Consider the following 25,717-nt stretch of genomic DNA (forward strand, 5'->3'; position numbering starts at 1 on the left):
ATGTTCATGACAGTAAAGCTGTTGATTTTCTCATGAGAACTTTGGCATATTTCTTAAGTCCTGTGAAGATTATTCTTGCTGATGGAGGTTACAGAGGAGAAATCATAGAACAGGTGAAAAATAAGTTTGGTTATCTAATCAATGTGGTGATGAGAAATGATGAAAAGAAAACAGATTTTAAGCCCATTTCTAAAAGATGGATTATTGAACGGACATTTTCCTGGTTTGATAACGACAGGAGATTATGCAGGAATTACGAATTACTAATGGAAAATTCTGAAAATATGGTAAAATTATCCGCTATAAAAAATTTATTGAATAAAATTTAAACAGGCTCTTAGATTAATGTCCATTTTTCAAATTTTGTGATTTTTTCTAAGCAAATATTATACATAACTGCCATTATAAATATCTTACAATTAATTGTTAACAAAAAATTGATGTACATAAATTTTCATACAATTTGGAACTAATGCAATTTCTTATCTATCTTTGCAGTCATATTTGTTCATTCACATATTGAAAATGTTATCGAGAAAGGTGGAGAGATTAGACTCTATGAAACCTTGGCAACCCTTCGGAAACGAAGAAGGTGCTAAATTCTATCCGCAATGGCGGAAAAGATAACCCAAACCTATTTCTACATTTCCCTGTAGCGTTTTCAATTTAATTTTATCAAAATTGAAAAACGAGCTACTACATATCAACCTTAATCAGTTCAAAACCAAAAACGGTAAAGTTTACAATATTCCATTAAGCTATCAGCTTTTTGGGCAGCCCCTACATACAGCTCCGGTAATACTTATCAATCACGCCCTGACCGGTAACTCTGATGTAACAGGCAAAAACGGCTGGTGGCAAACTTTGGTTGGTGAAGGAAAAGTAATTGATACCAATCGCTTCACAATAATTTGTTTCAATATCCCGGGAAATGGTTTTGACGGATTTTTCATTGATAAGTATACGGATTTTACAGCACATGACATTGCTGAAGTTTTTATAAAAGGGCTTAAGAGCTTAAAAATCAATAAATTATTTGCTTTGGTTGGCGGTTCAGTTGGCGGGTCTATAGGATGGGAAATGCTGGTTTCAGCAAACGATCTGGCAGAGAAGTTTATCCCGATTGCAACCGATTTCAAAACTTCAGACTGGCTTCATTCGCAATGTCTGGTTCAGAAATTCTTGCTGGATTCTCCGGAAAAACCATTGGAAAAAGCACGGATTCATGCCATGTTGTGTTACAGAACGCCGGAATCGCTCAACGTCAGATTCAACAGGGAAGTAGTTGCGGAGAAGCAAATTCTGAAATCTCACGATTGGCTCAACTTCCACGGAAACAGATTAAACGAAAGATTTAGTTTAAAAGCATACAAACTCGTCAATCATCTTCTGATGAATATCAGCGGAAAGGAAAATGAGTTGGAAAATATCAATGCGGAAATCCATTTGGTGTCGGTAGATTCAGACCTTTTTTATCCAGCGTTTGAAATCAAAAATACTTACCAATTTTTACAAAATAAAAACAAAAACGTGCAGTATCACGAGATTAATTCTATCCACGGACACGATGCTTTCCTAATGGAGTATGAGCAGCTGAACGCGATTTTAAAACCAATTTTTAACAAATGACAGATAAAAATACAATTAATATTTACAGAAACAAGGCATTGGTTAACTTCGAAGGGAAAGATTTCCTTGGGCAAATTGGTGTGGACTCACGCATTTTTCAGGCCCTTAATGGCGGCGGAATCAGCGTTGGAGTTATTTCGCAGCAGGCAATCGAAAACGGTATTTCTGTGCTTGTGGATGAGAATGATGCTGCAGATGCTGTTAATTTTTTAACCAAAGAATTTGAAAAAGATAAGGCCGAAGGGCACGTCAGCAATATCTATAGTATAGAAAATCTGAGTGTTATCGGTTTTGTATCGGATAATTACAATAAGATTTTGTCGGAACTTCAAAGAAATAAAATTTACCCGTTGTTACTGAGCCAGATTGCTTCTGCCGGAAGGGTGAACATTGTTGTCACCGGCAATCAGACCGAAATCACAAAAAATATTATTGAAACCGAAATCTTTGGAAAACCCAAAACCGTTCACCTTGCATTGATTGGCCACGGCAATGTCGGCGGCACGCTTATAGAGCAGATTCTGGATTCTGCCTATGACATTCTTAACCGTAAAAGAGTAGATTTGAAAATTGTAGCCATCGCTAATTCCAGAAAAATTGCATTCAACAAAGCCGGTTTCGGAAGCGATTGGAGGCAGAAAATCAAATATTCCCAAACAGAATCAAGCGTAGATTCTTTGGTTGACTTCGCAAAAGAACACCACCTGGAAAACCTTGTAATGGTAGATAACACGGCGAGCAAAGATTTTGTGAAGCATTACCCAACATTTGTTGAGAACGGTTTTGATGTTGTTGGTTCTAATAAAATCTACAACACATTACCAATCTCTGAATATCGGAATTTCAGAAAATTATTAGAAAAAAACAAAAAGAAATATCTCTATGAAACCAATGTTGGTGCAGGTTTGCCATTGATTGATACGATCAAACTCCTCCATCTTTCAGGCGAAAATATCACAAGAATCAAAGGTGTTTTTTCTGGAACCTTGAGTTATGTTTTCAATAATTTTTCACTTCGTAATGACAAATTTTCGACGATTATCAACGAAGCTTTGGAAAAAGGTTACACAGAACCAGACCCGCGCGAAGATTTATCAGGAAATGATGTTGCAAGAAAGCTCTTGATTTTAGCAAGAGAATTAGATTTGATTAATGAATTTGAAGATATCAATATTCAGAATCTCGTTCCTGAAAGTTTGTTGTCAGTTTCTAAAGAAGAATTCCTTTCAAGATTAGAAGAATTAGACGACGAATATCAAAAAATTAAAGAAAACCAAGAGTCAGGCTACGTTTTAAGATACGTCGGAGATTTGCACGGAAATCTTCAGGAAGAAAAAGGAGAATTGGATGTGAAACTAATTTCTGTTCCTGCCAATTCTGCGCTTGGGCAATTAAAAGGTTCCGATTCTATTTTCGAAATCTATACTGAAAGTTACGGTGAAAATCCAATCGTCATTATGGGAGCCGGAGCTGGAGCTAAAGTGACTGCCAGAGGTGTTTTTGGAGATATTTTAAGATTAAGCGAAACAAAATAATTCTTGTAAAAAGTAAAATGTATTAATGATGAACAAAGAAGAAAAACCATCAACCGACAACTATCAACCATCAACCAATTTCGAAACATTAGCTATAAGAACTCAAACCGAAAGAACTCAGTTTGACGAACATTCCACGCCGTTATATCTCACTTCAAGCTTTGTTTTTGAAGATGCGGAAGATATGCGTGCGAGTTTTGCAGAAGAAAAAGATAAGAATCTTTACAGCCGTTTCAGCAACCCAAACGTAACCGAATTTATCGATAAAATCGCGAAAATGGAAGGCGCAGAATCCGGTTACGCTTTTGCAACGGGAATGGCGGCAATTTATTCCACATTTGCTGCGCTGCTGAGTGCCGGCGACCATATTGTCAGCTGCCAGTCGGTTTTCGGTTCTACGCATACGTTGTTCACCAAATATTTCCCGAAATGGAATATCGAAACAACGTATTTCAAGGCAGAAGATGCTGAAAATGTTGAACAGTACATCCAGCCCAATACGAAAGTCCTGTATCTGGAAACGCCTACCAACCCTGCGATCGAGGTTTTGGATTTGGAATTTTTTGGAAAAATCGCCAAAAAACATAACCTGCTTTTCATCGTAGACAATTGTTTTGCAACACCTTATTTACAACAGCCAATTAAATACGGCGCCGATATCGTGGTGCATTCTGCAACGAAACTCATCGACGGGCAAGGCCGGGTTCTTGGCGGCGTTGCGGTTGGAAAAGCAGATTTGATCCGTGAGATTTATCTTTTTGCGAGAAATACAGGACCGGCGATGTCGCCATTCAACGCGTGGGTTTTAAGTAAAAGCTTGGAAACTCTTGCGATCCGTGTCGAGAAACATTGTGAGAACGCTCTGAAAGTTGCAGAATTTCTGGAAAATCACCCGAACGTAGAACTGGTAAAATATCCTTTCCTGAAATCGCATCCAAGCTACGAAATCGCCAAAAAGCAAATGAAATTAGGCGGGAATATTGTGGCGTTTGAAGTAAAAGGTGGTATTGAAGGTGGACGAAATTTCCTAAACAGAATTAAAATGTGTTCTCTCTCTGCCAATTTGGGAGACACGAGGACGATTGTAACGCATCCGGCTTCTACAACGCATTCCAAGCTTTCTGATGAAGAAAGAAACGAGGTTGGAATCACTGCCGGATTGGTACGTTGCTCTGTTGGCTTGGAAAATATTGATGATATTTTAGGCGATTTGAAGCAAGCTTTGGATTAATGTCATCCTGAGCGGAGTCGAAGGAAAGAGCAACCAGTTTTCAGCTCCGAAACAAGATTCCAACCCGCTGTCCGCTATATCTTTTTTGTTTTTTTACAACATTTGTCATTCTGAGTTTGTCGAAGAATCCAAAAAAACAAAAAAGGATGCCGCTACCATCGGGGCTATGTTGAGGTTTTATCTTCCAATCAACGAAAAAAAAGAAGAATCCGAAAGATTCAATATCAGTAGCCGTCGGTAAAACCGATGGGACATTAGAAAAAGAAATGAATTATGAAAAATTCAGAACAATTATATAAAGCATTGGGTGAACGTATTCTCATTCTCGACGGCGCAATGGGAACGATGATTCAGCGCTACAATTTCACCGAAGAAGATTACCGTGGCGAGCGTTTCAAAGATTGGGAATCTCCGCTCAAAGGAAACAACGATTTGTTGTCTTTGACTCAACCAGAAGCCATTGAAGAAATTCACAGAAAATATCTTCTAGCAGGTGCGGATATTATTGAAACCAATACATTTTCTGGAACTACCATTGCAATGGCGGATTATCATATGGAAGATTTGGTTTACGAACTCAATTATGAATCTGCTAAAATTGCTAAAAAAGTCTGTGACGAGTTTACGGCTCAAAACCCTGATAAACCAAGATTTGTTGCGGGTTCCATCGGACCAACCAACAGAACAGCGAGTCTAAGTCCAGACGTCAATGACCCAGGTTACAGAGCGATTACTTTTGACGAACTCAGAATTGCTTACAAACAACAAGCAGAGGCTTTGCTAGACGGAGGTTCTGACATTCTTTTAGTTGAAACCATTTTCGACACTTTGAATGCAAAAGCGGCATTATTCGCAATTGACGAAATAAGAGAAGAAAGAAATATCACGATTCCAATTATGGTTTCTGGAACAATTACCGATGCTTCCGGAAGAACTTTGAGCGGACAAACTGCCGATGCATTTTTGATTTCGGTTTCGCATATGGATTTGATAAGTGTTGGTTTCAATTGCGCTTTGGGTGCAAAACAGCTGACGCCTTATCTTGAGATTCTTTCCAATCATACAAACTTCGGAATTTCGGCTTATCCAAATGCCGGTTTACCGAACGCTTTCGGTCAGTATGACGAATCTCCGGAATATATGGCTGAGCAAATCAGAGAATACGTAGAAAAAGGATTAATCAATATCATTGGTGGTTGCTGCGGAACAACGCCGGAACATATCAAAGCGATTGCCGACTTAGCAAAAAATTATAAACCGCGGCAAATTAATGTAACAATATAACAATGTATCAGTTTGCCAATTTTCGAGCAAGATGTCATTCTGATCGAAGTGTGGAATCTCATTATTACATTGGTAAACTTTTATATTGGTAAATTAAATTATGGAAACAGATTGTAAAAGAAAATATCTGAAATTATCAGGCCTTGAGCCTTTAATTATAACTCCCGAATCCAACTTCATCAATGTTGGAGAGAGAACCAACGTTGCTGGTTCCAAAAAATTTCTTCGATTAATTAAGGAAGAAAAATATTCCGAAGCACTCGATATTGCCAGAAATCAGGTGGAAGGCGGTGCTCAAATTCTGGATGTCAATATGGATGACGGCCTTTTGGATGGGAAATACGCAATGGTCAAATTCCTCAACCTTATTGCTTCCGAGCCGGATATTGCGAGAATCCCGATTATGATTGATTCATCAAAATGGGAAATTTTAGAAGCTGGTTTGCAAGTGGTTCAAGGAAAACCTGTCGTGAATTCCATCAGTTTGAAAGGTGGCGAAGAAGAATTCATCAAGCAAGCAAAAGCGATTAAAAGGTATGGCGCAGCAGCGATTATTATGGCTTTTGATGAGGTTGGACAAGCTGATAATTACGAAAGAAGAATAGAGATTTCCAAAAGATCTTATGATATTTTGGTGAACCAAGTTGGTTTTCCTTCTGAGGATATTATTTTCGACCTTAATATTTTTCCTGTTGCGACCGGAATGGATGAACACCGTAAAAACGCCATCGATTTTATCGAGGCAACTCGCTGGGTTCGTACCAATCTTCCAAATGCTTCCGTAAGTGGCGGTGTTTCCAACGTTTCGTTTTCTTTTCGTGGGAACGATTCTGTGCGGGAAGCGATGCATTCTGTTTTCCTTTACCACGCCATAAAAGCGGGGATGAATATGGGGATCGTAAATCCGACAATGTTGGAAGTTTATGACGAAATCCCAAAAGACTTGCTAGAATTGGTGGAAGATGTAATGCTCGACAGGAAGGATGATGCGACAGAAAAATTGCTCGATTATTCCGAAAAACATAAATCCACAAAAAAAGAAAAAACCGAAGACCTTAGCTGGAGAGAGCAGGATTTACAAACAAGAATCACGCACGCTTTGGTTAAAGGAATTGACCGTTTTATTGAGGAAGATGCAGAAGAAGCGCGTCAAAATTCTAAACGACCTTTGGATGTTATCGAAATCAATCTGATGACAGGGATGGGTGTGGTCGGTGACCTTTTCGGAAGTGGGAAAATGTTCCTGCCTCAGGTGGTGAAATCGGCGAGGGTAATGAAAAAAGCGGTTGCCTATCTTCAGCCATTCATTGAGGCACAAAAAGATCAGACTCAAAAGTCCAACGGAAAAATCCTGATGGCAACGGTAAAAGGCGATGTTCACGACATTGGGAAAAATATTGTGAGCGTAGTTTTAGGTTGTAACAATTACGAGATCGTAGATCTCGGTGTGATGGTTCCGGCGGAAAAAATTATTCAGACTGCGATTGATGAAAAAGTAGATGTGATTGGATTAAGCGGGTTGATTACGCCAAGTCTGGACGAGATGGTTCATATTGCAGATGAACTGGAACGTAAAAATCTTGACTTTCCTTTATTAATTGGAGGTGCAACAACTTCCAAAGCGCATACGGCGGTTAAAATTTCACCTAAATATTCCAATACGGTTGTTCACGTGAATGATGCTTCCAGAGCAGTTGGCGTTGTGAGTGCGCTTTTGAATCAGGATAAATCTAATGCTTATGCTTTGGAAATCAGAAAAGATTATGATGAATTCCGTGAAAAATTCCTGAATCGCCAGGTTGATAAAGAATATGTTCCGATAGCAGAAGCTCGTGAGAAAAAATTCAAAATCAATTGGGAAAATGAAATTATTCCAACACCGAAAAAATTAGGAATCACCATTATTGAAGACCAAAATTTGGATGAATTGGTTGAGTTTATAGACTGGTCACCGTTTTTCAGAAGCTGGCAATTGTTTGGAAAATTTCCCGAGATTTTAACAGATGATGTGGTTGGAGAACAGGCGACGATTTTGTTCAATGAAGCGCAGACAATGCTCAAAAAAATACTGAAAGAAAAGAGTTTTGTTGCCAAAGGTATTTTCGGGATTTTCCCAGCCAATGCGAATGAACAGGATGATATTTTGGTTTATGATGACAATCAGAATGTGATTTCAACTTTCAGAACTTTGCGCCAGCAACATAAAAAATCAGAAGGGAAGGAATATTTTGCTTTAAGTGATTTTATTGCGCCTGAAAACTCTGGGAAGCAGGATTATATCGGAACTTTTTGTGTTTGTACAGGATTTGGAGCTGATGAATTGGCAAAAGAATATGAAGAGCAAAACGATGATTATAACGCAATAATGGTAAAAGCTTTGGCGGACCGTCTTGCAGAAGCCTTTGCAGAATATCTTCACAAAAAAGTCAGAACTGAATATTGGGGTTATTCTGAAAATGAAACCTTGGATAATGATGAATTGATCAAGGAAAAATATCTGGGAATTCGCCCGGCTCCGGGTTATCCGGCCTGTCCGGATCATTTGGAGAAACTGACGATTTGGGATTTATTAAAAGTTGAAGAAAACATCGGAGTAACTCTGACTGAAAGTCTCGCAATGTGGCCAACCGCAGCCGTTTCAGGATATTATTTCGGAAATAAAAAGTCAAAATACTTTGGAGTCGGAAAAATCGATGAAGACCAATTGAAAGATTATGCGGAAAGGAAAGGTGTTGAATTGGATTATGCCAGAAAATGGTTGGCTCCTAATTTAGTGGATGGTTGATGGTTGTCGGTTGATGGTAATTTTCCATCGAATAAAAATCCAATAACTAACAACTACCAACAAACAACTAAAAAATTTAAAATGAAAATTACTGACCATATAAAAAACGCCAACGGCAAAACGCTTTTCTCTTTTGAGATTGTTCCCCCACAAAAGGGCGTTGGAATTGCAGATTTGTATCAGAATATTGATCCTTTGATGGAGTTCAAGCCTCCTTTTATTGATGTAACAACATCCCGCGAAGAATATATCTTCATCGAAAGAGGAAACGGCCTCATGGAACGCAAAATTACAAGAATGCGCCCTGGGACTTTGGGCATCTGCTCGGCAATCCAGCATAAATATAATGTGGATACGGTGCCGCACGTGCTGTGTGGCGGCTTTACCCGGGAAGAAACTGAATATCTTTTGGTGGATTGTATGTATTTGGGAATCAATAATATAGTAGCATTAAGAGGTGATGCGATGAAGGGCGAAAAGTATTTTGAACCAACCAAAGGCGGGAACAGGTATGCTTCTGATTTGGTCAAGCAGATCCATGATCTGGGTATGGGAGAGTACCTCCATGGCAAGATCGAGTGCAAAGATGAGAGTAGTTTTTGCATCGGTGTGGCCGGTTATCCGGAAAAGCATATCGAGGCACCATCGATGAATTATGATCTCCAGATGCTGAAGAAAAAGGTGGAAGCGGGAGCTGATTACATCGTTACCCAAATGTTTTTTGACAATCAGAAATATTTTGATTTTGTAAAACAGGCACGCGAAATTGGTATTGATGTTCCAATCATACCGGGAATCAAACCCATTGCCACCAAAACCCATCTGCAACTGTTGCCGCAGGTTTTCAAGATCGATTTACCGGAAACTCTTATTAATGCAGTCCTGAAATGTAAAACCAATACTGATGTACGCGAAGTAGGAGTAGAATGGGCCATCCAGCAATGTAAAGAATTACTCGATTTTGGTGTTCCTGTACTGCATTTTTATTCGATGGGGAAAAGCGATAATATTTTGAAGATCGGGAGAGAGGTTTTTTAATAAAAAAGGGATGCAATTTGTATCTCTTTTTTTAATTTTACGATTCAACAAATTATATGAAATTAACTGGTCCTTTTCAACAAATTGTCACCCTCAACCATCTTCCACTCAAGGGAAAATTGAATGATGAGTCTCTGGAAATCATTACTAATGGAGGAATTATTTCTGACAACGGAAAGATTGTGGAAACCGGAGATTATCAATTATTGAAACAGAAATTCCCCAATTCCGAAATTGATTTTATTGAAAATGAACAGGTTGTGATCCCGGCGCTGGTTGATGCGCACACCCATATCTGTTTTGGCGGGAACCGCGCGAATGATTTTGCTATGCGGAATGCAGGTAAAACTTATTTGGAGATTGCAGAATCCGGGGGAGGAATTTGGAGTTCTGTAAAACATACCAGAGAAGCCTCAGAAGATGAATTGGTAAATGGCATTTTGGAAAGAGTCGGTTTTTTGCTCAGGCAGGGCATTACAACCATCGAGATAAAAAGCGGTTATGGGCTGAATGCTGATGAAGAACTGAAAATGTTGCGGGCCATCAGAAAAGCCCAGGAAAAAACCAAAGCAACTCTTGTCCCAACCTGCCTTGCTGCACATCTTAAACCAAAAGATTTTGATGGGTCTTCGGAAGACTATCTTAATTATATCATTGATGAGATTTTACCAAAAGTAAAAGAAGAAAACTTGGCAACTAGAGTTGATATCTTTATTGAGAAATCGGCTTTTCAGCCGGAAGAAAGCAAAATTTTTCTGGAAAAAGCAAAACAGTTAGGCTTTCAAATCACAGTTCATGCAGATCAGTTTACACCAGGCAGTTCCCGGATTGCGGTGGAAGTTGGTGCAAAATCTGCGGACCATCTAGAAGCGACAATTGACCAGGATATTGAGTTGCTTGCCAATTCCAATACCGTTGCCATCGCTCTGCCAGGTGCAAGTTTGGGATTAGGTGAACCATTTTCTCCAGCAAGGAAAATCCTGGACAAAGGCGGAATTATGGCCATCGCCACCGATTGGAATCCTGGTTCGGCTCCGATGGGAAATCTGATTACGCAGGCCTCGGTCTTGGCCACTTATCAGAAACTAACCACCGCAGAGGTTTTAGCAGCAATTACTTTTCGGGCCGCTTTTGCACTGGATTTGCAGGATAGAGGAATTATTGCAGAAGGTAAAAAAGCGGATTTTATTACCTACGAGACGAATAATTTCCAGAATATCCTGTATCATCAGGGTAGCTTAAAACCAAAATCAATTTACATTAACGGAGAAAAAATATAGATGATGTTTGATTGGACAGGCCGTTTTGATGGCGAAGAGGATTCTTACCAAAGGATTTTCCAAAGAGTGAACACAGCCGCAGATTATAATGCTGTTGATCCCAACGACTTTGTACTGCATGGTTTTGCTGTGGACGAGGGCGTGAAGCGCAACAAAGGCCGGGTAGGCGCACAAAAAGCTCCGGATTTGATCCGCAAAAATATGTCCAACTTCCCGGTGTTTAATTCCCGTTTTTCTCTCAAAGATTTTGGAAATATCCACTGCGATAACGAAGATCTCGAAAAAACCCAAATTGTATTAGCCGAAAAAGTGGCTCAGGTATTAGCGAAACAAGGCAAATCTGTTGTTTTAGGAGGTGGGCACGAGGTGACTTTTGCACATTATTCCGGCATCAGAAAAGCTTTTCCCAATCAGAAAATCGGGATTATCAACTTTGATGCGCATTTTGACAACCGCCAGCCGGAAAATGATTTAGCCACCTCCGGCACGGGATTTTGGCAGATTGCACAGCAGAGCGAGATACATTCGCTACATATTGGTATCCAAAAAAACAGTAATACAAAACATCTGTTTGATACTGCAGATCAACTGGGTATGAAGTATATTTTGGCAGACGAGATTTACTCACAAAGTATTCCTAACCTGATGTTTACGATCAATGCATTTCTGGACGAAGCTGATGTGGTTTACGTTACCGTGTGTATGGATGTTTTCAACGCAGCTATTGCGCCTGGTGTAAGTGCGCCGGCTTATAACGGGATTTTTGCCGATCACAGTTTTATGCAGATTTTCCGGCATATTTTAAGTCAGCCAAAAACCAAGGCATTGGATGTGGCGGAAGTTAATCCCGACTTTGATATTCAGGAAAGAACAGCAAGGTTGGCGGCAAGCCTTGTTAATGAATGGTTTATGATTTAGAAATTTATTTTATGAAATACGACAGCATTATTTTTGATCTGGACGGAACACTTTGGGATGGCTCAGAGACAATGGTAAAAGCTTTTAACGACGCCTTACATCAGGTCGGCATCAATGTGACTATTACTGCGCAAACCGTGAGGGATTTTTCCGGGATGAAGATGGATGATATTTTTGCAAAGCATTTCGGTTTTGTACCCAAAGAAGAACTGCAGGCCTTTGAAGAAGTCTATTCGCAAAAAGAGAAAGAATATATTGCCCAATCGGGCGGGAAACTTTACCCTCATGTCAAAGAAACTTTAGATAAACTAAAAGAAAATTACAGATTGTTTATCGTCAGCAATTGTATGAAAGGTTATATCGAGAGTTTTCTTAATTTTTACAACTTAGGCAGTTTTTTTCAGGATTTTGAATGCTTTGGCAATCAGGGTTTTCCAAAAGCTAAGAATATCAGACTGATTGTAGAGCGCAATCACCTGCAACATCCCGTCTATGTAGGCGACACCATCTGGGACAAAGAATCTGCTGATAAAGCTGGTGTTGATTTTGTTCATGCTGCTTATGGTTTTGGTAAAATAGAAAATCCAAAGCTGAAGATCCGGAAATTTGAAGATTTACTTTTACTATAATCTTTATTTGGGCAGCTAATCCGCCTTCCACTATTATCTTTTTGCTCGGCAAGGCCTCTCGCAAAAAGGATAACCGTTCAAGTCGGGCTGCATAAGATTCGCTGTAGAAGGCAAAATAAAAAGCCCTGTCAAATTATGACAGGGCTTCGTTTTCGTATTTAGGATTATTTAAACTCAATAGGGACTTTGATTTGCGCATCATCCCAGCCCGCATAGAGATCGGCGCCGGCTTTGGTCTGTACAAATGTTACCGAAAAATATTCGATGGGAGCCGCGGTTTTCTCAACCGGAACAGTGATTCGAACTACGTCTTTGCTTTTGTCATAGGCGTAAGCGCCCCATTTATCCGTATCAGAATTAATGATGACAGTCCATTCTTTTTCATTAGGTATTGCAAAAAGGCTGTAAGTTCCTGCAGGAATTTCTTTGCCACCCAATATCACCGGTGTATAAAATTTGATTTCTGTATTTTCATTGGCGCCAAATCGCCAGATTTCACCATATTTTACCAGGTTACCAAATACAACACGGTTCTTTTTTTGTGGCCGTGAGTATAGCACTTTTATCTTGGGTGTTTCTGTCTTGGAAGAGGTTACCTGAAGCGGATAATACACAGCGTCCATCGGGCTCACATCTACAGAAAAATAATTCAGCTTTGTGGGGTCCAGTTTAGCCTGTGAAAATGCGCTGACGCCCAGTAGAAGCGAAGCAGCGATGATTAGGTTTTTCATTATGATTTACTTTATTTTTAATAATTGTTCAATAGCTTTGTCCAATGTTTCCTGCTTTTTGGCAAAGCAGAAACGGATCACTTTTTCATCCGTCTTATCCTTATAAAATGCAGAAAACGGTATGGTTGCTACTTGGTGTTCTTTGGTCAGCCAATAGCAAAACTCTTTGTCCTGCTTATCAGAAATTGCGCCAAAATTTGCAGAGAGAAAATATGTGCCTTCACAATCCAGTAAACGGAAAGGCGTTTCTGCAAGCGCATTTTTCAGATAATCTCTTTTTGTTTGGAAAAATGTTGCAATATTTCCAAAATCATCAATATTCTGCAAATATTTAGCAATGGCAAACTGTGCAGGCATATTGACACAAAATACATTGAACTGATGAACTTTCCGGAACTCTTTCATCAGATCTGCCGGTGCACAAACATAACCGATTTTCCAGCCGGTAATGTGCAGCAATTTTCCAAAATAGCCTGCAACAAAGGTTTTTTCTTTTAGTTCGGGATATTTTGCTAATGTAAGATGAGGTTTGTTTATCAAAAGTGATACTTTCATAAACTTCATCACTGAGGATAATGACATTAGTAGCTTTAACAATAGCGGTCAATTCATCAATGTCGGTTTGTTTCAGGATTTTTGCGGCTGGATTGTTAGGATTGTTGATGATAATCATTTTGGTTTTTTCGCAAACCAGGTTTTTCACTTCATTCCAATCAATCTCATAGTTAGGATAATGCAATTTGATGTTTTTTATAATCCCACCATTCAGTATAACGGCTGGCTCGTAGCAGTCATAGGCCGGCTCAAAAATAATAACCTCATCTCCTTTTTCTACGAAAGCAGAAATGATTGTAAAAATTCCTTGAGTTGCTCCAGCAGTAACATTAATTTCAGAATCGGGCTGATAATCAACTTGATATTGAAGATTAAATTTCCTAGAAATTTCTTCTCGCAATTCTTTGATTCCAAACAAAGGTGCATATTGATTCTGTCCTTGTTTTGCAAAATCTCCGAGATATTTGATTAAATTTTCATCAGGTTGATAATCGGGAAATCCTTGAGAAAGATTGACTGCATTTTCCTGCTGAGCCAACAAACTCATCTCTGCGAAAATCGTCGTTTTCACATCAGGAAGTTTGGAGTTTGGTAATTTGAATGCCATTCTGATTGTAAAAATAGGTAATAATTACTTTAAAAAATCAAAACCTTTTGAGAATATTTTAAACGCAATGAACGCAAAGTTTCAATATAATTATTGAAAATATTTTAAGGTTCGCAAAGGCACTTCGTTCAGCAATTATTTTTACTTTGCTAAGTTTTACGCCTTTGCGAACCTTAGAGCAATTGGCTATTTATAAAATCTTTGCGAGCTTTGCGCTTAAATCAAAATAACGATTTTGTAAATTTGCAAAAATTAACTTTTTGAAACGTCTTATCTCCATCGTCGGAACTACAGGAATCGGGAAAACCAGATTGTCAATCGATCTGGCGAAGCATCTTAATACCGAGATTGTTTCCTGTGATTCGCGCCAGTTTTACAAAGAAATGAAGATTGGAACGGCAACGCCCACCGATGAAGAACTGGCAGAAGCTGTACATCATTTCGTGGCTAATCTTAGCATTAATGATTATTATTCCATTGGGCAATATGAAGTTGATGCGCTACAAAAGCTTGATGACATCTTCTCCGAAAAGGATGTTGCCATTATGGTCGGTGGAAGCGGCATGTATGAGAAAGCCGTGGTAGAAGGGATGAACGACCTGCCCGAAGCGGACGACGAAAATCAAAAGAAATTATTGTCGATTTGGGAGAATGATGGGCTGACAGCTTTACAAGTTTTACTGAAAGAATTGGATCCGGATTATTTTGCAATAGTGGATAAAGATAATCCAAGGCGACTATTGCGTGCCATCGATATCATTTGGCAAACGGGGAAAACCTATACCGAAAATCTTAGTTTGCCAAAAGCCAGGCGAAATTTTGAAACGATAAGAATTGGAATTGAAGCACCAAGAGAGGTGATTTATGAGAGAATCAATCGCCGTGTGGATATAATGATGCAGAACGGTTTGCTGGAAGAAGCTAAGGGATTAATCGCTGAAAGGGGCAGGGTAGCCTTGCAAACTGTCGGTTATACAGAGTTATTCCGTTATCTTGATGGGGAATGGAATTTGGATTTTGCAGTAGAAGAGATCAAAAAAAACTCTCGCCGCTACGCCAAACGCCAGATGACATGGAACAAGAAGCTGCACAATGTAAATTGGGTGAGTTATGATAATTCTTTTCAGGAATCCCTATCTTTGCTAAGTAAATTATTAGGTTAACAATAACTTTTATATGTATGATAATCTTTTAATTATTTAATTTATTTAACCATTTTAATTAAAAATAATGTCAAACACACCTTCTAATATGTTAGCGCTGGGAACAAAGGCACCGGATTTTCAGCTGCCTAATCCTTCAAACAATAATCAACTGCAGGCTCTTGAATCTCTAAAAGGGAAAAAAGGGACTTTGGTCATCTTTATGTGCAATCACTGCCCGTTTGTGCTGCATATCATTGATAAGCTTGAAGAATTGTACGAAGATTACAAATCTCAGGGTATCGAGTTTATTGGAATCAATGCCAATGATGTGGACAAGTATCCTGCAGATTCTCCGGAAAATATGGTAGATTTTGTAGAAGAAAAAGGCATCAGATTTCCTTATTTATATGATGCAACTCAGGATGTTGCAAAGTCTTATGATGCGGCCTGTACACCGGACTTTTTCTTTTTTGATGATAATCTGAAACTGATCTACCGCGGCCAGATGGATGATTCGCGCCCGGGTAATCAGAAAGAAGTGACCGGAGAAGATCTGGTGATTGCTTTTGAAAACCTTTTGGCCGGTGCAGAGCAGGAAGAGTTCCAAAGACCTAGCCTTGGTTGTAATATCAAATGGAAATAAAAAAATAAAAACCGGAAATTTTTCCGGTTTTTTGTTTTACGAAATATAGCTTCTCAGGAAAGATTTTTGTGATTCGAAGGCGATTTTGTCAAAATCAATCGCTGATGTTGCTATCCATATTCCGGCAGAAACCTCCGATTCCTGTAGTTTTATTTCAAATTTTTCTTCCACTTCGTACAGAAAAAACAAATCCATGGTATTGTACACAATATTCTTGTATGGATAGAGGTTTGGACGGCTGCCCAAATACCTGAATCTGCTGATGTCTGTTACAATATCCAATTCTTCGTGCAGTTCGCGGTAACAGGTTTCTTCAGAACTTTCTCTAGGGTCACAGAACCCGCCGGGCAAGTCGAGTTTTCCTTTTCCGGGATCCTGATTTCTCACCGTAAAAAACAATTCGTTTTTGCATTTTATGATCACCGCAACGGCGGCGGCGGTATTATTAAATAGGACAAAATCGCAATTGCTGCAGGTCCATTTTATATTGCCGTCCCAGATCAAAGTGTCTTTGCCGCATTTTGGGCAGAATTTTAAGTCTTCCATTCTATCAATTTAGTAAAAATCAGGCCGTATTTTTATTTCTCGGGTGGAATTTTGTAATCACATCCCGAAGTTCTTCGGTTTTCAAATGGGTATAGATTTGAGTCGTAGTGATGCTGCTGTGCCCCAGCATCTCCTGAATGAATCGCAAGTCTGCGCCATTTTGCAGGAGATGGGTTGCAAAAGAATGACGGAATGTGTGTGGCGAAATATTTTTTGTAATCCCGGCTTTCTGAGTCAGTTCCTTGATGATCAAAAAGACAATAACGCGAGACATGTTGGTGCCGCGTGAGTTGAGGAAGAGACAGTCTTCGTGCTTTTTGTTGATTTTATTCACCGACCTAACTTCCTTCATATAGTCCTGGATGAGTTTGGCAGTCGACTGCGCCAGCGGAACAAGACGTGTCTTTTCGCCTTTGCCTTCCACCAGGACGTAATTTTCTTTAAAATTGATATTGGATATTTTTAGGTCCACCAATTCAGAGACCCGTAGTCCGCAGCCATACAAAACTTCCAGGATGCAGTGGTTCCTTCTGCCTATATCGGTATTTTTATCGATACAGTTGATAATTTTATCAATATCTTCTATACTGAGCGTATCGGGCAAATACAATCCCAGCTTTGGCCCTTCCAACAAAGATGCTGGGTTATCATCCCGGTATTCTTCTTCTAGAAGGAACTTAAAAAAAGCTTTCAACGAGGAGATTCCTCTTGCCTGAGAACGCTCGCTGATCTTGTTTTTAGACATCTGGTAGATATATTCCTGCAGCGTTTCGTAGGTGATGTCCTGCGGCGAAATGTTGTCCATATTGTTGACTGCAAAATTTTCTAACTTCTTGATATCCCGGACGTAAGCATCCAGTGTATTGTCGGAGAAATTCTTCTCAAATTTTAAAAAATTTGAGAAATCTTCGATTTTTTCCTGCCAGTTCATAATTTGTGTTTTTTATAGTTATTAGTTTTTTGGTTTGTTCATAATGTTTTATGTACAGTATAATTCTTCTTCGGTAATGTTTAAAATTTCGATGCCGGCGTTTTTTAAAAACTGCAGTCCGCTGTCATCAGAATAGCCTGCCATGTAAACAACTTTTTCTATACCCGACTGCAGGATTAGCTTGCTGCATTCTTTGCATGGCGACATCGTGATATAAAGCGTTGCACCTTTGCAGGATTGTGTGCTGCTGGCGATTTTCAGGATAGCATTGGCTTCCGCATGCAAAACAAACCAGTTGGTTTTCCCATTTTCATCTTCACAGTTATTTTCAAACCCGGAAGGGGTACCGTTGTAGCCATCGGAGATAATCATCCGGTCTTTTACGATCAGCGCGCCTACCTTTTTTCTTTTGCAATAAGACAGGTTGGCCCACTCTGTTGCCATCTTGAGATAAGCAATATCGAATTTGTTATAAGTCATAAATACCGGTTAATTAAACGATGGTTTTCTTTTCTCTAGAAATGCAGAAACGCCCTCTTTGAAATCATCTTTTGCAAACAGGTCGCCAAAACAGTCTATTTCTTTTGACATCCCGTGCTCTGTTTCGCTGGCATTAACAGCTTCTATAGCTTTGGCAATGCCTTGAGGTGAGTTTTTCGCAATTTGAGCGGCAAGTTCCTTGGCTTTTTCTAATAATTCCTGTTGAGAGAAAATGTCGTTAACAAGGCCAACAGATTTGGCTTTTTCTGCAGAAATCATTTTTGCTGAAAAGATCATTTCGTTGGCCATCCCTTTCCCCACGAGTTTTGGAAGCCTCTGTGTGCCGCCATAACCCGGGATTAAACCAAGCGTAACCTCGGGCAATCCTAATTTTGCATTATCTGATGCGTATCTGATGTGGCACGCCATAGCCAACTCCAGTCCGCCACCCAGCGCGAACCCATTGATGGCGGCAATAACGGGTTTGTTAAGATTTTCTATTTTACTAAAAATAATATGACCTCTTTTGGACAGTGCTTTCGCCTCTTCTGCATTATAAGAGGAAAACTCTTTGATATCAGCCCCGGCAACAAAAGATTTTTCGCCGCTCCCCGTCACAATAATGCATCTCACAGACTGATCTGCAGCGAGAAGATCAAATGCCTGATCCAAATCTGAGAAAACCTGGGCATTAAGCGCATTTAGGCTATCTGGCCTGTTGATAGTTAGAGTCGCGATTTTATCTTCAATATTTAATTTTATACTTTCGTAATTCATTAAAAGTAATTTAGGTTTTATAAAACGTTATTTATATCTTAAATATAGTAATTAACCCAAAATAAACCAAATATTACCTCAAATAAATATTTATCTATGAAGAATTGTTATGGATGTCTTAATAAAAAAGGATATAGCCGGTGTGATAATATGTTCAAAGTATTTGTAATAATGCTAATGACTTCGGTTTTAGTCATATCCTGCAGATCATCCAGAAACGCCGGTGGTTATAATAGCACAACAGTTTCTTATTATGCGGACAGGTTTTCCGGCAAAAAAACCGCCAGCGGAGAAATTTACAGGCATCACAGGATGACCGCTTCCCACAAGACGCTGCCGTTTGGGACAAAAGTGGAGATTGTCAATACCAGTAATAATAAAAAAGTGCATGTTACCGTAAATGACCGTGGAACTTTGAAGCCTTCGCGCGCTTTTGATCTTAGCCAGGGCGCCTTTAAGAAAATAGCTGATCTTAGGGATGGCGTAGTCAAAGTTCGTTACAGAGTTTTAAATTAATTATCAGGATTATTTAGCTTTAATTGGTGTTAAGAATGATTCATAACATAATATTTTAAAATTTGTTTAAATTTGCAATGCTTTTGAAAAAAGCGATCAATACAAAAACCTTTTAAAACAACATCAAGACAATGAGTTACATTTCATTTATCGAGGCAAGACAGATTTTGGATTCCAGAGGGAATCCTACTATAGAAGTAGATGTTTTTACAGAAAACGGTGCTATGGGCCGTGCAGCTGTACCTTCTGGCGCATCTACAGGTGAGCACGAGGCCGTTGAACTGCGTGACGGTGCAACAGAATTTTTGGGGAAAGGTGTGCTGAAAGCGGTTGAAAACGTAAAAGAAATCATCGCTCCTGAGCTAATAGGTCTGCCTGTTTTTGAGCAAAATCTGATCGATGCTGTTATGATTGATCTTGATGCGACATCTAATAAAGGTAAACTGGGTGCCAACGCTATACTGGGTGTGTCTCTTGCAGTAGCAAAAGCTGCAGCAGCAGAACTTAGAATGCCACTTTATAAATATGTAGGTGGTGTAAACGCCAATACACTTCCTGTTCCAATGATGAATGTGATCAACGGAGGTTCTCACTCCGATGCACCTATTGCTTTCCAGGAATTTATGGTAATGCCGGTAAAAGCGGATTCTTTCTCTCATGCGTTGAGAAAAGGAACTGAGATTTTCCATAACTTAAAATCGATTCTTCATGGCAGAGGTTTGTCTACTGCTGTTGGTGACGAAGGCGGTTTTGCACCAACCTTCAGAGGGACAGAAGATGCTTTGGATACATTGCTACAGGCTATCGAAAAAGCAGGTTACAAGCCTGGCGATGACGTGATGATTGCTTTGGATTGTGCGGCTTCAGAATTTTATAAAGACGGTATCTACGATTACAGAAAATTCCAGACAGCGGACGCGCCACAATTCAGCAGAAGCGAGCAGGTTTCTTACCTTGCAGAACTGGCTAATAAATATCCAATTATCTCTATAGAAGACGGTATGCAGGAAGACGATTGGGAAGGCTGGAAAATGTTGACAGACAAAATCGGGGATAGAGTGCAGTTGGTAGGTGACGATTTGTTCGTAACCAATGTAGAGAGATTGTCCAGAGGTATTAATGAAGGTATTGCTAACTCCATCCTTGTAAAAGTCAACCAGATTGGTTCTCTGTCAGAAACAATGGATGCTGTGCAAATGGCCCAAAACAACAAGTATACGACAGTAATGTCTCACAGATCCGGTGAAACAGAAGATTCTACCATCGCAGATCTTGCCGTAGCACAAAACTGTGGGCAGATCAAAACCGGTTCTGCTTCCAGATCCGACAGAATGGCAAAATATAACCAATTATTAAGAATTGAAGAAGCTCTTGGGGAAACTGCAATATTCCCGGGATTAGACGCCTTCAAAATCAAAAGATAATCAAAACAACATAGTTGTTATGTAGAGCATCTGAATTTTCAGATGCTCTGTTGTTTTTTATTTATTTGACTTTCAGGTAATTGTAAATTTATTTTTATGGCTTCAGGTTATTTTTTTAATCAATCACTATCATAAACAGTATCGAATGATAGATATGACTTTTGTCAGTTTCCGGTTTATACTTTAATTCTTATATTTAGCAAATAAATATTTTTAAAATGTCAGATAATAAAGTAATATTAAATTACGACGGGAAAAGTTTTGAATACCCAATCGTAGATAGTACACTGGGCGACAGAGGAATTAATATTTCTAAATTAAGAGACCAAACGGGTCTGATTACTCTGGATCTTGGTTACAAAAATACAGGTGCTACAATCAGTGAGATTACCTATCTGGACGGTGATAAAGGGGAGTTGTTTTACAGAGGTTATCCTATAGATCAGATTGCTGAGAAATCAAACTTTACAGAGGTTATGTATCTTTTGCTTAATGGTGAGTTGCCAACTACGGATCAGTTCTCTTCATTTGAAAATAATATCAAAAAATATAATTTTGTTGCTGATGAGCTTAAGAAACTGATTGACGTGTTCCCGCGTTCTGCGCATCCTATGGGCGTTCTTTCTTCTTTAACATCTGCACTTACAGCATTCAACCCAAAAGCTGTTGATGTAAAATCAAAAGAAGAGCTGGATCATGCCGCAGAATTGATGATTGCAAAATTCTCACACCTTTGCGCATGGACTTACAGAAAAACCCAGGGTTTACCAATCAATCATGGTGATAACAGTCTTAATTATGTAGAAAACTTCTACAAAATGGCGTTCAGATTACCAAATGAAGAATTTGATATGGATCCTGTTGTTGTAAGTGCGTTAGACAAATTATTAATTCTTCATGCAGATCATGAGCAGAACTGCTCTACTTCTACAGTAAGAATGGTTGGTTCAGCACATACTGGATTATTTGCTTCTATTTCTGCAGGTGTTTCAGCACTTTGGGGGCCGCTACACGGTGGTGCCAATCAGGCAGTGATCGAGATGCTTGAACTGATAGAAAAAGATGGCGGAGACGTTAACAAATGGGTAGCAAAAGCAAAAGATAAAGGCGACAGCTTTAGATTGATGGGCTTTGGGCACAGAGTTTACAAAAACTTTGACCCAAGAGCTAAGATTATCAAAAAAGCTGCTGATGATATTTTAGGTAAATTAGGAATCCAGGATAAAGCGCTGGATATTGCCATGCAGTTGGAAAGAGTAGCTTTGGAAGATGATTACTTCGTAGAAAGGAAATTATATCCAAACGTAGATTTCTACTCCGGAATTATCTACAGAGCATTGGGAATCCCAACAGAGATGTTTACCGTAATGTTTGCTTTGGGAAGACTACCGGGATGGATCTCTCAATGGAAAGAAATGAGACTCAAAGGTGATCCAATCGGACGACCAAGACAGGTTTATCAAGGTGCTACAGAAAGAGATTATGTAGATATTGCCAACAGATAAGCTTTTTTATCAAAATTAAAAATCCTCAAAATTATTATTTTGGGGATTTTTTTTGGCTTGCTGTTAGAAACAAGGTGAAAAAATAGTTTTTTAATGGCTATCCACAGATATTATTTCTGAATCATTAAGGTTTACAACGCTTTGGTTATATTTGTGACACTTACAATCATATGGGAATTAATCTTAATATCAAAAATGAAACCGGGCGTTTGCGGTCTGTAGTTCTTGGACAGCCTAAATCTAATGGCCCTGTCCCAACTTTGGAAGAAAGTTACGACGCAAAATCTTATCATACAATCCAAAATAATATCTATCCAAAAGAACAAGATATTATCTCTGAAATGACAGAATTCGAAAAGGTTCTGAAAAAATATGATGTCGAGGTTTTCCGACCGAAAATCTTAAAAGACTATAACCAGGTTTTTGCAAGAGATGTCGCGTTTGTGATAGAAGATAAAATGATTATTTCCAATATCATTCCCGATAGAGCGGATGAGCAGGAAGCTTACAGGCATATCATCGATAAAGTATCCTGGCGAAACATCATCAATCTTCCCGAAACGGCTCATATCGAAGGTGGAGACGTGATTGTCTGGAACGGATTTCTTTTCATCGGAACAAGTTATAGTCCAGATTACAGGAATCTGAAAACAGCAAGAACCAACGAATACGCCATCGAAATTCTAAAAGAATATTTCCCAAAGAAAAGAATCATCGACCTTGATTTGAAGAAGAATGATACAAAACCTTACGAAGGAATCCTTCATCTGGATTGTACTTTTAATATCGTTGGGAATGACAAATGTATCATTTACAAAAATGGATTTGTAGATGAGTCGGATTACCAATTGCTTTTGGATATTTTTGGAGAAGAAAATTGTTTCGAAGTTAATGATAAAGAGATGTTCGAAATGAACCCGAATATTTTTTCAATTGCTCCCGATGTTGTGGTTTCCGATAAAACTTTCACAAGATTGAATCATCATTTGCGAGACGAATGGGGTTTTACAGTTGAAGAAATTCCATATCGTGAAATTTCGAAAATGGGTGGATTGTTGAGGTGCTCGACTTTGCCGTTGGTAAGAGAATAATTAATTCAAAATTTAATTTAAACAATGCAAACTACAGATACAGTTTTGATGATAGAACCGGTTGCTTTCGGATTCAACGAGCAAACGGCGGTTAACAATTATTTTCAGGTTCAACAGGAAGGAAATGTGCAAGGGGAAGCTTTGAAGGAATTCAATGCTTTTGTTGAAAAACTGAGAGCAAAAGGAATCAATGTAATCACGATAAAAGATACACTTGACCCAAAAACTCCGGATTCAATTTTTCCGAATAACTGGGTGAGTTTTCACAAAGACGGGAAAGTCGTATTATATCCGATGTTTGCAGAAAACAGACGTTTGGAAAGAAGAGATGATATCATCAACCAAATCAAAGAACAATTTGAAGTAACCGAAGTTATCGATTATTCTGGAGCGGAAAAAGACAATCTTTTTCTGGAAGGAACAGGAAGTATGATTTTCGACCATGATAACAAGATTGCTTATGGTTCGGTTTCGTTGAGACTGGATGAGGATTTGTTCAGAAAATTTTGCGCTGAGTTTGGTTTCAGACCGGTGGTTTTCCATTCTTATCAGACTGCAGGCGAAGAACGATTGCCCATTTATCATACCAACGTCATGATGTGTGTTGCAGACAAATTTGTGGTCATCTGCCTGGATTGTATTGATGATGAACTGGAACGCGAAAAAGTTATTGAAACCATCAAAAATTCCGGTAAAGAACTGATAGAAATCTCCGAAGAACAAATGCAGAATTTCGCCGGCAATATGCTGCAGGTTCATAACAATGTAGGAGAAAAATTCCTGGTAATGAGCCAAAGTGCTTATAGATCTCTCAAGCCAGAACAGGTTGCTGCAATCGAAAAATACTGCGAAATTATTTACTCCGATTTGGAGACAATAGAGACCAACGGCGGTGGTAGCGCACGATGTATGTTGGCTGAGGTTTTTCTGCCGAAGAGGTAATTGAAAAAACTCCCGATTGTCATCAGGAGTTTCATTGAAAAATTTAACTTAATATATAATGAATGTTATCTGGTGCGGTTTTTAATGGCGTCTGATGCGTTCTCGATATCACGGATTTTTTTAACCTTGTTATTACCAAAGTTGTAAGTGATGGTTGCAGTGTAACTACGGTTGTCGTACTGGATCTGGTAGATATTATTGAAGTTTCCGGTAGACTGTGTATCTGATATTTTTACAATATTGGTTCTTAAGATATCACGTGCGTCGGCTGCAAAAGTCCAGTTATTCCATACTTTTTTGATGGATAGATCCAGGCTTTGCAATGGTTTAAGCATACCGATGTCAATCTGCTGTTTGCCAATGTAAAAGTAATTGACTCCGAAAAACCAACTTTTGGCCTTGTCCAGGCGAATATTATTATTAGCTTGGATTAGAGGGCTGTAAGTTGTCCTGTTTAGTATAAATTCCGGGAATTTTTCTCCTGTAATTGGATCTGTGTCCAGCGTTCCGTTTACTCTGTTCATCTGGATGCCAAGGTTAAGATTGGTTTGCAGGTACTGTTTGAAGAAGCTTTTGTTCATCCCAACAATGTAATTGATTTCGTATTTCTTCCCAAAATTAGTCCTGATATATCTTAGGATATTAATCTCTTCTCCGTTGACAGTTTCTTTTTTCTGCAAAGGGACTTGGGCAATATTATCGTTGGTTTGGCTATAGCCTATGTTAATATAATACGCATTTTTATACATATAATTGAATTCCTGATTATACACTGGCGACGCCTTTACAAAAGGATTATTCTGCGTATAATTGGTATTGGTAAGATAATTTCTCACCGGGTTGATTTCCCAGAAACTTGGCCTTCTTATCCGGCTGGAGAAAGTATAAGAGAAACTGTGATTATCTGCCGGCGCATAACTGATACTGGCATAAGGAAGGAGATTGCCGTAGTTTCTTTCGATGCTTTGGTTATCGTTGAGCACAGTTCCCTGGCTTTTGGTATACTCATAGCGCGATCCCACTTTTGCGGAAAACTTTTCGGAGAATTTTTTGTTCGCGGTAAGGTAAACACCAAAAATATTTTCGTTGTATACAAAATGCTTAGATAGATCCGTATCCGGCACATAATTTCTGTCACCGGCCAGTGCATCCAGCATCACATTGTTATCTGTTTTTGTATAATTAGTCATTCCTTAAAATAAATACAACGATTTGATATTCAATATTTTATTATCAAATTTCGCTTAAAAATGTTGTATAAAATTGCAGAAAATCGTATTTTTAGGGTATAAAAAGTGGCAAAATGTTAGGAAAAATAAAACAGGATTTACAGCAAAATTTATTCAAGACCAGACTTACCGAGCTTATTAATATGGATCATCCACTTGTAAAATTAGCGCATGAGATTTCTTGGGATAAAATAGAAGCTGAGTTCGAGGGTTTATTTTCAAAAGAAGGAAGACCCTCTATTGCGGTTCGCAAAATAGCAGGAATG

At 38.9% G+C, this 25,717-nt stretch carries 23 protein-coding genes, 2 pseudogenes and 1 riboswitch; of the genes and pseudogenes, 18 read left to right on the top strand and 7 right to left on the bottom strand.

All coding sequences use genetic code 11. The features are described from left to right. The 10 genes from B0B05_RS13840 to B0B05_RS13885 form a co-directional block, all read left to right on the top strand. A partial coding sequence (locus B0B05_RS13840; protein ID WP_076784207.1) for a transposase occupies window positions 1-329 on the top strand: 329 nt, incomplete at its 5' end. A gap of 196 nt (window positions 330-525) precedes the next feature. Next, window positions 526-630, top strand: a riboswitch (SAM riboswitch). A gap of 51 nt (window positions 631-681) precedes the next feature. Continuing rightward, window positions 682-1,629, top strand: coding sequence for an alpha/beta fold hydrolase (locus B0B05_RS13845; protein WP_084173986.1), 948 nt, complete (start codon window positions 682-684; stop codon window positions 1,627-1,629). After that, a complete protein-coding gene (locus B0B05_RS13850; RefSeq protein WP_076784208.1) occupies window positions 1,626-3,164 on the top strand; it encodes an ACT domain-containing protein in 1,539 nt (512 codons plus the stop codon). The genes B0B05_RS13845 and B0B05_RS13850 overlap by 4 nt, the downstream gene beginning before the upstream one ends. A 25-nt stretch (window positions 3,165-3,189) precedes the next feature. Then, window positions 3,190-4,395: an O-succinylhomoserine sulfhydrylase gene (locus tag B0B05_RS13855; RefSeq protein WP_076784209.1), complete on the top strand. Its 1,206-nt coding sequence runs from the start codon at window positions 3,190-3,192 to the stop codon at window positions 4,393-4,395. Window positions 4,396-4,668: 273 nt separating this feature from the next. After that, window positions 4,669-5,679: a homocysteine S-methyltransferase family protein gene (locus B0B05_RS13860; protein ID WP_076784210.1), complete on the top strand. Its 1,011-nt coding sequence runs from the start codon at window positions 4,669-4,671 to the stop codon at window positions 5,677-5,679. A gap of 100 nt (window positions 5,680-5,779) precedes the next feature. After that, window positions 5,780-8,464 (top strand): methionine synthase, encoded by a 2,685-nt coding sequence (gene metH / locus B0B05_RS13865; protein ID WP_076784211.1) that lies wholly within the window; start codon window positions 5,780-5,782, stop codon window positions 8,462-8,464. Between the two features lie 81 nt (window positions 8,465-8,545). Continuing rightward, window positions 8,546-9,502 carry a methylenetetrahydrofolate reductase [NAD(P)H] gene (gene metF, locus B0B05_RS13870; RefSeq protein ID WP_076784229.1) on the top strand — a complete coding sequence of 319 codons (957 nt, stop codon included), beginning with the start codon at window positions 8,546-8,548 and terminating at the stop codon, window positions 9,500-9,502. A gap of 56 nt (window positions 9,503-9,558) precedes the next feature. After that, on the top strand, window positions 9,559-10,782 hold the full coding sequence (gene hutI, locus B0B05_RS13875) for an imidazolonepropionase (RefSeq protein ID WP_076784212.1): 1,224 nt from the start codon (window positions 9,559-9,561) through the stop codon (window positions 10,780-10,782). Then, window positions 10,783-11,700: a formimidoylglutamase gene (gene hutG, locus B0B05_RS13880; RefSeq protein ID WP_076784213.1), complete on the top strand. Its 918-nt coding sequence runs from the start codon at window positions 10,783-10,785 to the stop codon at window positions 11,698-11,700. 11 nt (window positions 11,701-11,711) lie between these two features. Further along, on the top strand, window positions 11,712-12,329 hold the full coding sequence (locus B0B05_RS13885) for an HAD family hydrolase (RefSeq protein WP_076784214.1): 618 nt from the start codon (window positions 11,712-11,714) through the stop codon (window positions 12,327-12,329). Window positions 12,330-12,493: 164 nt separating this feature from the next. On the opposite strand, the gene B0B05_RS13890 is transcribed toward B0B05_RS13885, so the two are convergent. Both B0B05_RS13890 and B0B05_RS17275 read right to left on the bottom strand, forming a co-directional pair. After that, on the bottom strand, window positions 12,494-13,060 hold the full coding sequence (locus tag B0B05_RS13890; protein ID WP_076784215.1) for a DUF2911 domain-containing protein: 567 nt from the start codon (window positions 13,058-13,060) through the stop codon (window positions 12,494-12,496). 6 nt (window positions 13,061-13,066) lie between these two features. Next, window positions 13,067-14,222, bottom strand: a pseudogene (locus tag B0B05_RS17275) (methionine aminotransferase). A gap of 260 nt (window positions 14,223-14,482) precedes the next feature. Between B0B05_RS17275 and miaA the strand changes: the two are divergent. Together miaA and B0B05_RS13905 are read left to right on the top strand one after the other, a co-directional pair. Continuing rightward, window positions 14,483-15,385, top strand: a complete 903-nt coding sequence (miaA, locus tag B0B05_RS13900) for a tRNA (adenosine(37)-N6)-dimethylallyltransferase MiaA (RefSeq protein ID WP_076784216.1) — start codon at window positions 14,483-14,485, stop codon at window positions 15,383-15,385. A 67-nt stretch (window positions 15,386-15,452) separates the two neighbouring features. Continuing rightward, complete coding sequence (locus B0B05_RS13905) at window positions 15,453-16,010, top strand: thioredoxin family protein (protein WP_076784217.1); 558 nt, start codon at window positions 15,453-15,455, stop codon at window positions 16,008-16,010. A 36-nt stretch (window positions 16,011-16,046) separates the two neighbouring features. Here the strand turns inward: B0B05_RS13905 and B0B05_RS13910 are convergent, their stop codons facing one another. Genes B0B05_RS13910 through B0B05_RS13925 form a run of 4 tightly spaced genes read right to left on the bottom strand, consistent with a single transcriptional unit; the run spans window position 16,047 to window position 18,744 of the window. Beyond that, the gene (locus tag B0B05_RS13910; RefSeq protein ID WP_076784218.1) at window positions 16,047-16,556 is read right to left on the bottom strand and encodes an NUDIX hydrolase; all 510 of its coding nucleotides are present in this window, start codon (window positions 16,554-16,556) and stop codon (window positions 16,047-16,049) included. 19 nt (window positions 16,557-16,575) lie between these two features. Then, window positions 16,576-17,487, bottom strand: a complete 912-nt coding sequence (gene xerD, locus B0B05_RS13915) for a site-specific tyrosine recombinase XerD (RefSeq protein WP_076784219.1) — start codon at window positions 17,485-17,487, stop codon at window positions 16,576-16,578. Window positions 17,488-17,535: 48 nt separating this feature from the next. Continuing rightward, on the bottom strand, window positions 17,536-17,967 hold the full coding sequence (locus B0B05_RS13920; protein WP_076784220.1) for a deoxycytidylate deaminase: 432 nt from the start codon (window positions 17,965-17,967) through the stop codon (window positions 17,536-17,538). A 9-nt stretch (window positions 17,968-17,976) separates the two neighbouring features. Further along, the gene (locus B0B05_RS13925; RefSeq protein WP_076784221.1) at window positions 17,977-18,744 is read right to left on the bottom strand and encodes an enoyl-CoA hydratase-related protein; all 768 of its coding nucleotides are present in this window, start codon (window positions 18,742-18,744) and stop codon (window positions 17,977-17,979) included. Between the two features lie 96 nt (window positions 18,745-18,840). Here B0B05_RS13925 and B0B05_RS13930 point away from each other — a divergent pair, with 96 nt between their 5' ends. The 5 genes from B0B05_RS13930 to ctlX all read left to right on the top strand — a co-directional run bounded on the left by B0B05_RS13930 (window position 18,841) and on the right by ctlX (window position 24,222). Next, on the top strand, window positions 18,841-19,260 hold the full coding sequence (locus tag B0B05_RS13930) for a septal ring lytic transglycosylase RlpA family protein (RefSeq protein WP_221406977.1): 420 nt from the start codon (window positions 18,841-18,843) through the stop codon (window positions 19,258-19,260). A 131-nt stretch (window positions 19,261-19,391) separates the two neighbouring features. Continuing rightward, window positions 19,392-20,684 (top strand): phosphopyruvate hydratase, encoded by a 1,293-nt coding sequence (gene eno / locus B0B05_RS13935; RefSeq protein WP_076784223.1) that lies wholly within the window; start codon window positions 19,392-19,394, stop codon window positions 20,682-20,684. 218 nt (window positions 20,685-20,902) lie between these two features. Continuing rightward, window positions 20,903-22,189 (top strand): citrate synthase, encoded by a 1,287-nt coding sequence (locus B0B05_RS13940; RefSeq protein ID WP_076784224.1) that lies wholly within the window; start codon window positions 20,903-20,905, stop codon window positions 22,187-22,189. 176 nt (window positions 22,190-22,365) lie between these two features. Further along, entirely contained in the window at window positions 22,366-23,280 is a 915-nt protein-coding gene (locus B0B05_RS13945) for a dimethylarginine dimethylaminohydrolase family protein (RefSeq protein ID WP_076784230.1), read from the top strand. Between the two features lie 24 nt (window positions 23,281-23,304). Next, on the top strand, window positions 23,305-24,222 hold the full coding sequence (gene ctlX, locus B0B05_RS13950) for a citrulline utilization hydrolase CtlX (RefSeq protein WP_076784225.1): 918 nt from the start codon (window positions 23,305-23,307) through the stop codon (window positions 24,220-24,222). 65 nt (window positions 24,223-24,287) lie between these two features. Here the strand turns inward: ctlX and B0B05_RS13955 are convergent, their stop codons facing one another. Then, entirely contained in the window at window positions 24,288-25,412 is a 1,125-nt protein-coding gene (locus tag B0B05_RS13955; protein WP_076784226.1) for an outer membrane beta-barrel family protein, read from the bottom strand. A gap of 113 nt (window positions 25,413-25,525) precedes the next feature. Between B0B05_RS13955 and B0B05_RS13960 the strand changes: the two are divergent. Then, window positions 25,526-25,717: pseudogene (locus B0B05_RS13960) on the top strand (IS5/IS1182 family transposase); the annotation flags it as partial.

It is taken from the genome of Epilithonimonas bovis DSM 19482 (assembly GCF_900108115.1).
In the GTDB taxonomy this organism is placed as follows: domain Bacteria; phylum Bacteroidota; class Bacteroidia; order Flavobacteriales; family Weeksellaceae; genus Epilithonimonas; species Epilithonimonas bovis.

Coding starts and splice junctions, on each gene's coding strand:
- B0B05_RS13940 (WP_076784224.1), top strand. CDS start 20,903: ATGTCAGATAATAAAGTAATATTAAATTACGACGGGAAAAGTTTTGAA.
- B0B05_RS13905 (WP_076784217.1), top strand. CDS start 15,453: ATGTCAAACACACCTTCTAATATGTTAGCGCTGGGAACAAAGGCACCG.
- B0B05_RS13890 (WP_076784215.1), bottom strand. CDS start 13,060: ATGAAAAACCTAATCATCGCTGCTTCGCTTCTACTGGGCGTCAGCGCA.
- eno (WP_076784223.1), top strand. CDS start 19,392: ATGAGTTACATTTCATTTATCGAGGCAAGACAGATTTTGGATTCCAGA.
- B0B05_RS13850 (WP_076784208.1), top strand. CDS start 1,626: ATGACAGATAAAAATACAATTAATATTTACAGAAACAAGGCATTGGTT.
- B0B05_RS13925 (WP_076784221.1), bottom strand. CDS start 18,744: ATGAATTACGAAAGTATAAAATTAAATATTGAAGATAAAATCGCGACT.
- B0B05_RS13860 (WP_076784210.1), top strand. CDS start 4,669: ATGAAAAATTCAGAACAATTATATAAAGCATTGGGTGAACGTATTCTC.
- B0B05_RS13855 (WP_076784209.1), top strand. CDS start 3,190: ATGATGAACAAAGAAGAAAAACCATCAACCGACAACTATCAACCATCA.
- B0B05_RS13955 (WP_076784226.1), bottom strand. CDS start 25,412: ATGACTAATTATACAAAAACAGATAACAATGTGATGCTGGATGCACTG.
- xerD (WP_076784219.1), bottom strand. CDS start 17,487: ATGAACTGGCAGGAAAAAATCGAAGATTTCTCAAATTTTTTAAAATTT.
- hutI (WP_076784212.1), top strand. CDS start 9,559: ATGAAATTAACTGGTCCTTTTCAACAAATTGTCACCCTCAACCATCTT.
- ctlX (WP_076784225.1), top strand. CDS start 23,305: ATGCAAACTACAGATACAGTTTTGATGATAGAACCGGTTGCTTTCGGA.
- B0B05_RS13930 (WP_221406977.1), top strand. CDS start 18,841: ATGAAGAATTGTTATGGATGTCTTAATAAAAAAGGATATAGCCGGTGT.
- B0B05_RS13920 (WP_076784220.1), bottom strand. CDS start 17,967: ATGACTTATAACAAATTCGATATTGCTTATCTCAAGATGGCAACAGAG.
- metH (WP_076784211.1), top strand. CDS start 5,780: ATGGAAACAGATTGTAAAAGAAAATATCTGAAATTATCAGGCCTTGAG.
- metF (WP_076784229.1), top strand. CDS start 8,546: ATGAAAATTACTGACCATATAAAAAACGCCAACGGCAAAACGCTTTTC.
- B0B05_RS13910 (WP_076784218.1), bottom strand. CDS start 16,556: ATGGAAGACTTAAAATTCTGCCCAAAATGCGGCAAAGACACTTTGATC.
- B0B05_RS13885 (WP_076784214.1), top strand. CDS start 11,712: ATGAAATACGACAGCATTATTTTTGATCTGGACGGAACACTTTGGGAT.
- hutG (WP_076784213.1), top strand. CDS start 10,783: ATGATGTTTGATTGGACAGGCCGTTTTGATGGCGAAGAGGATTCTTAC.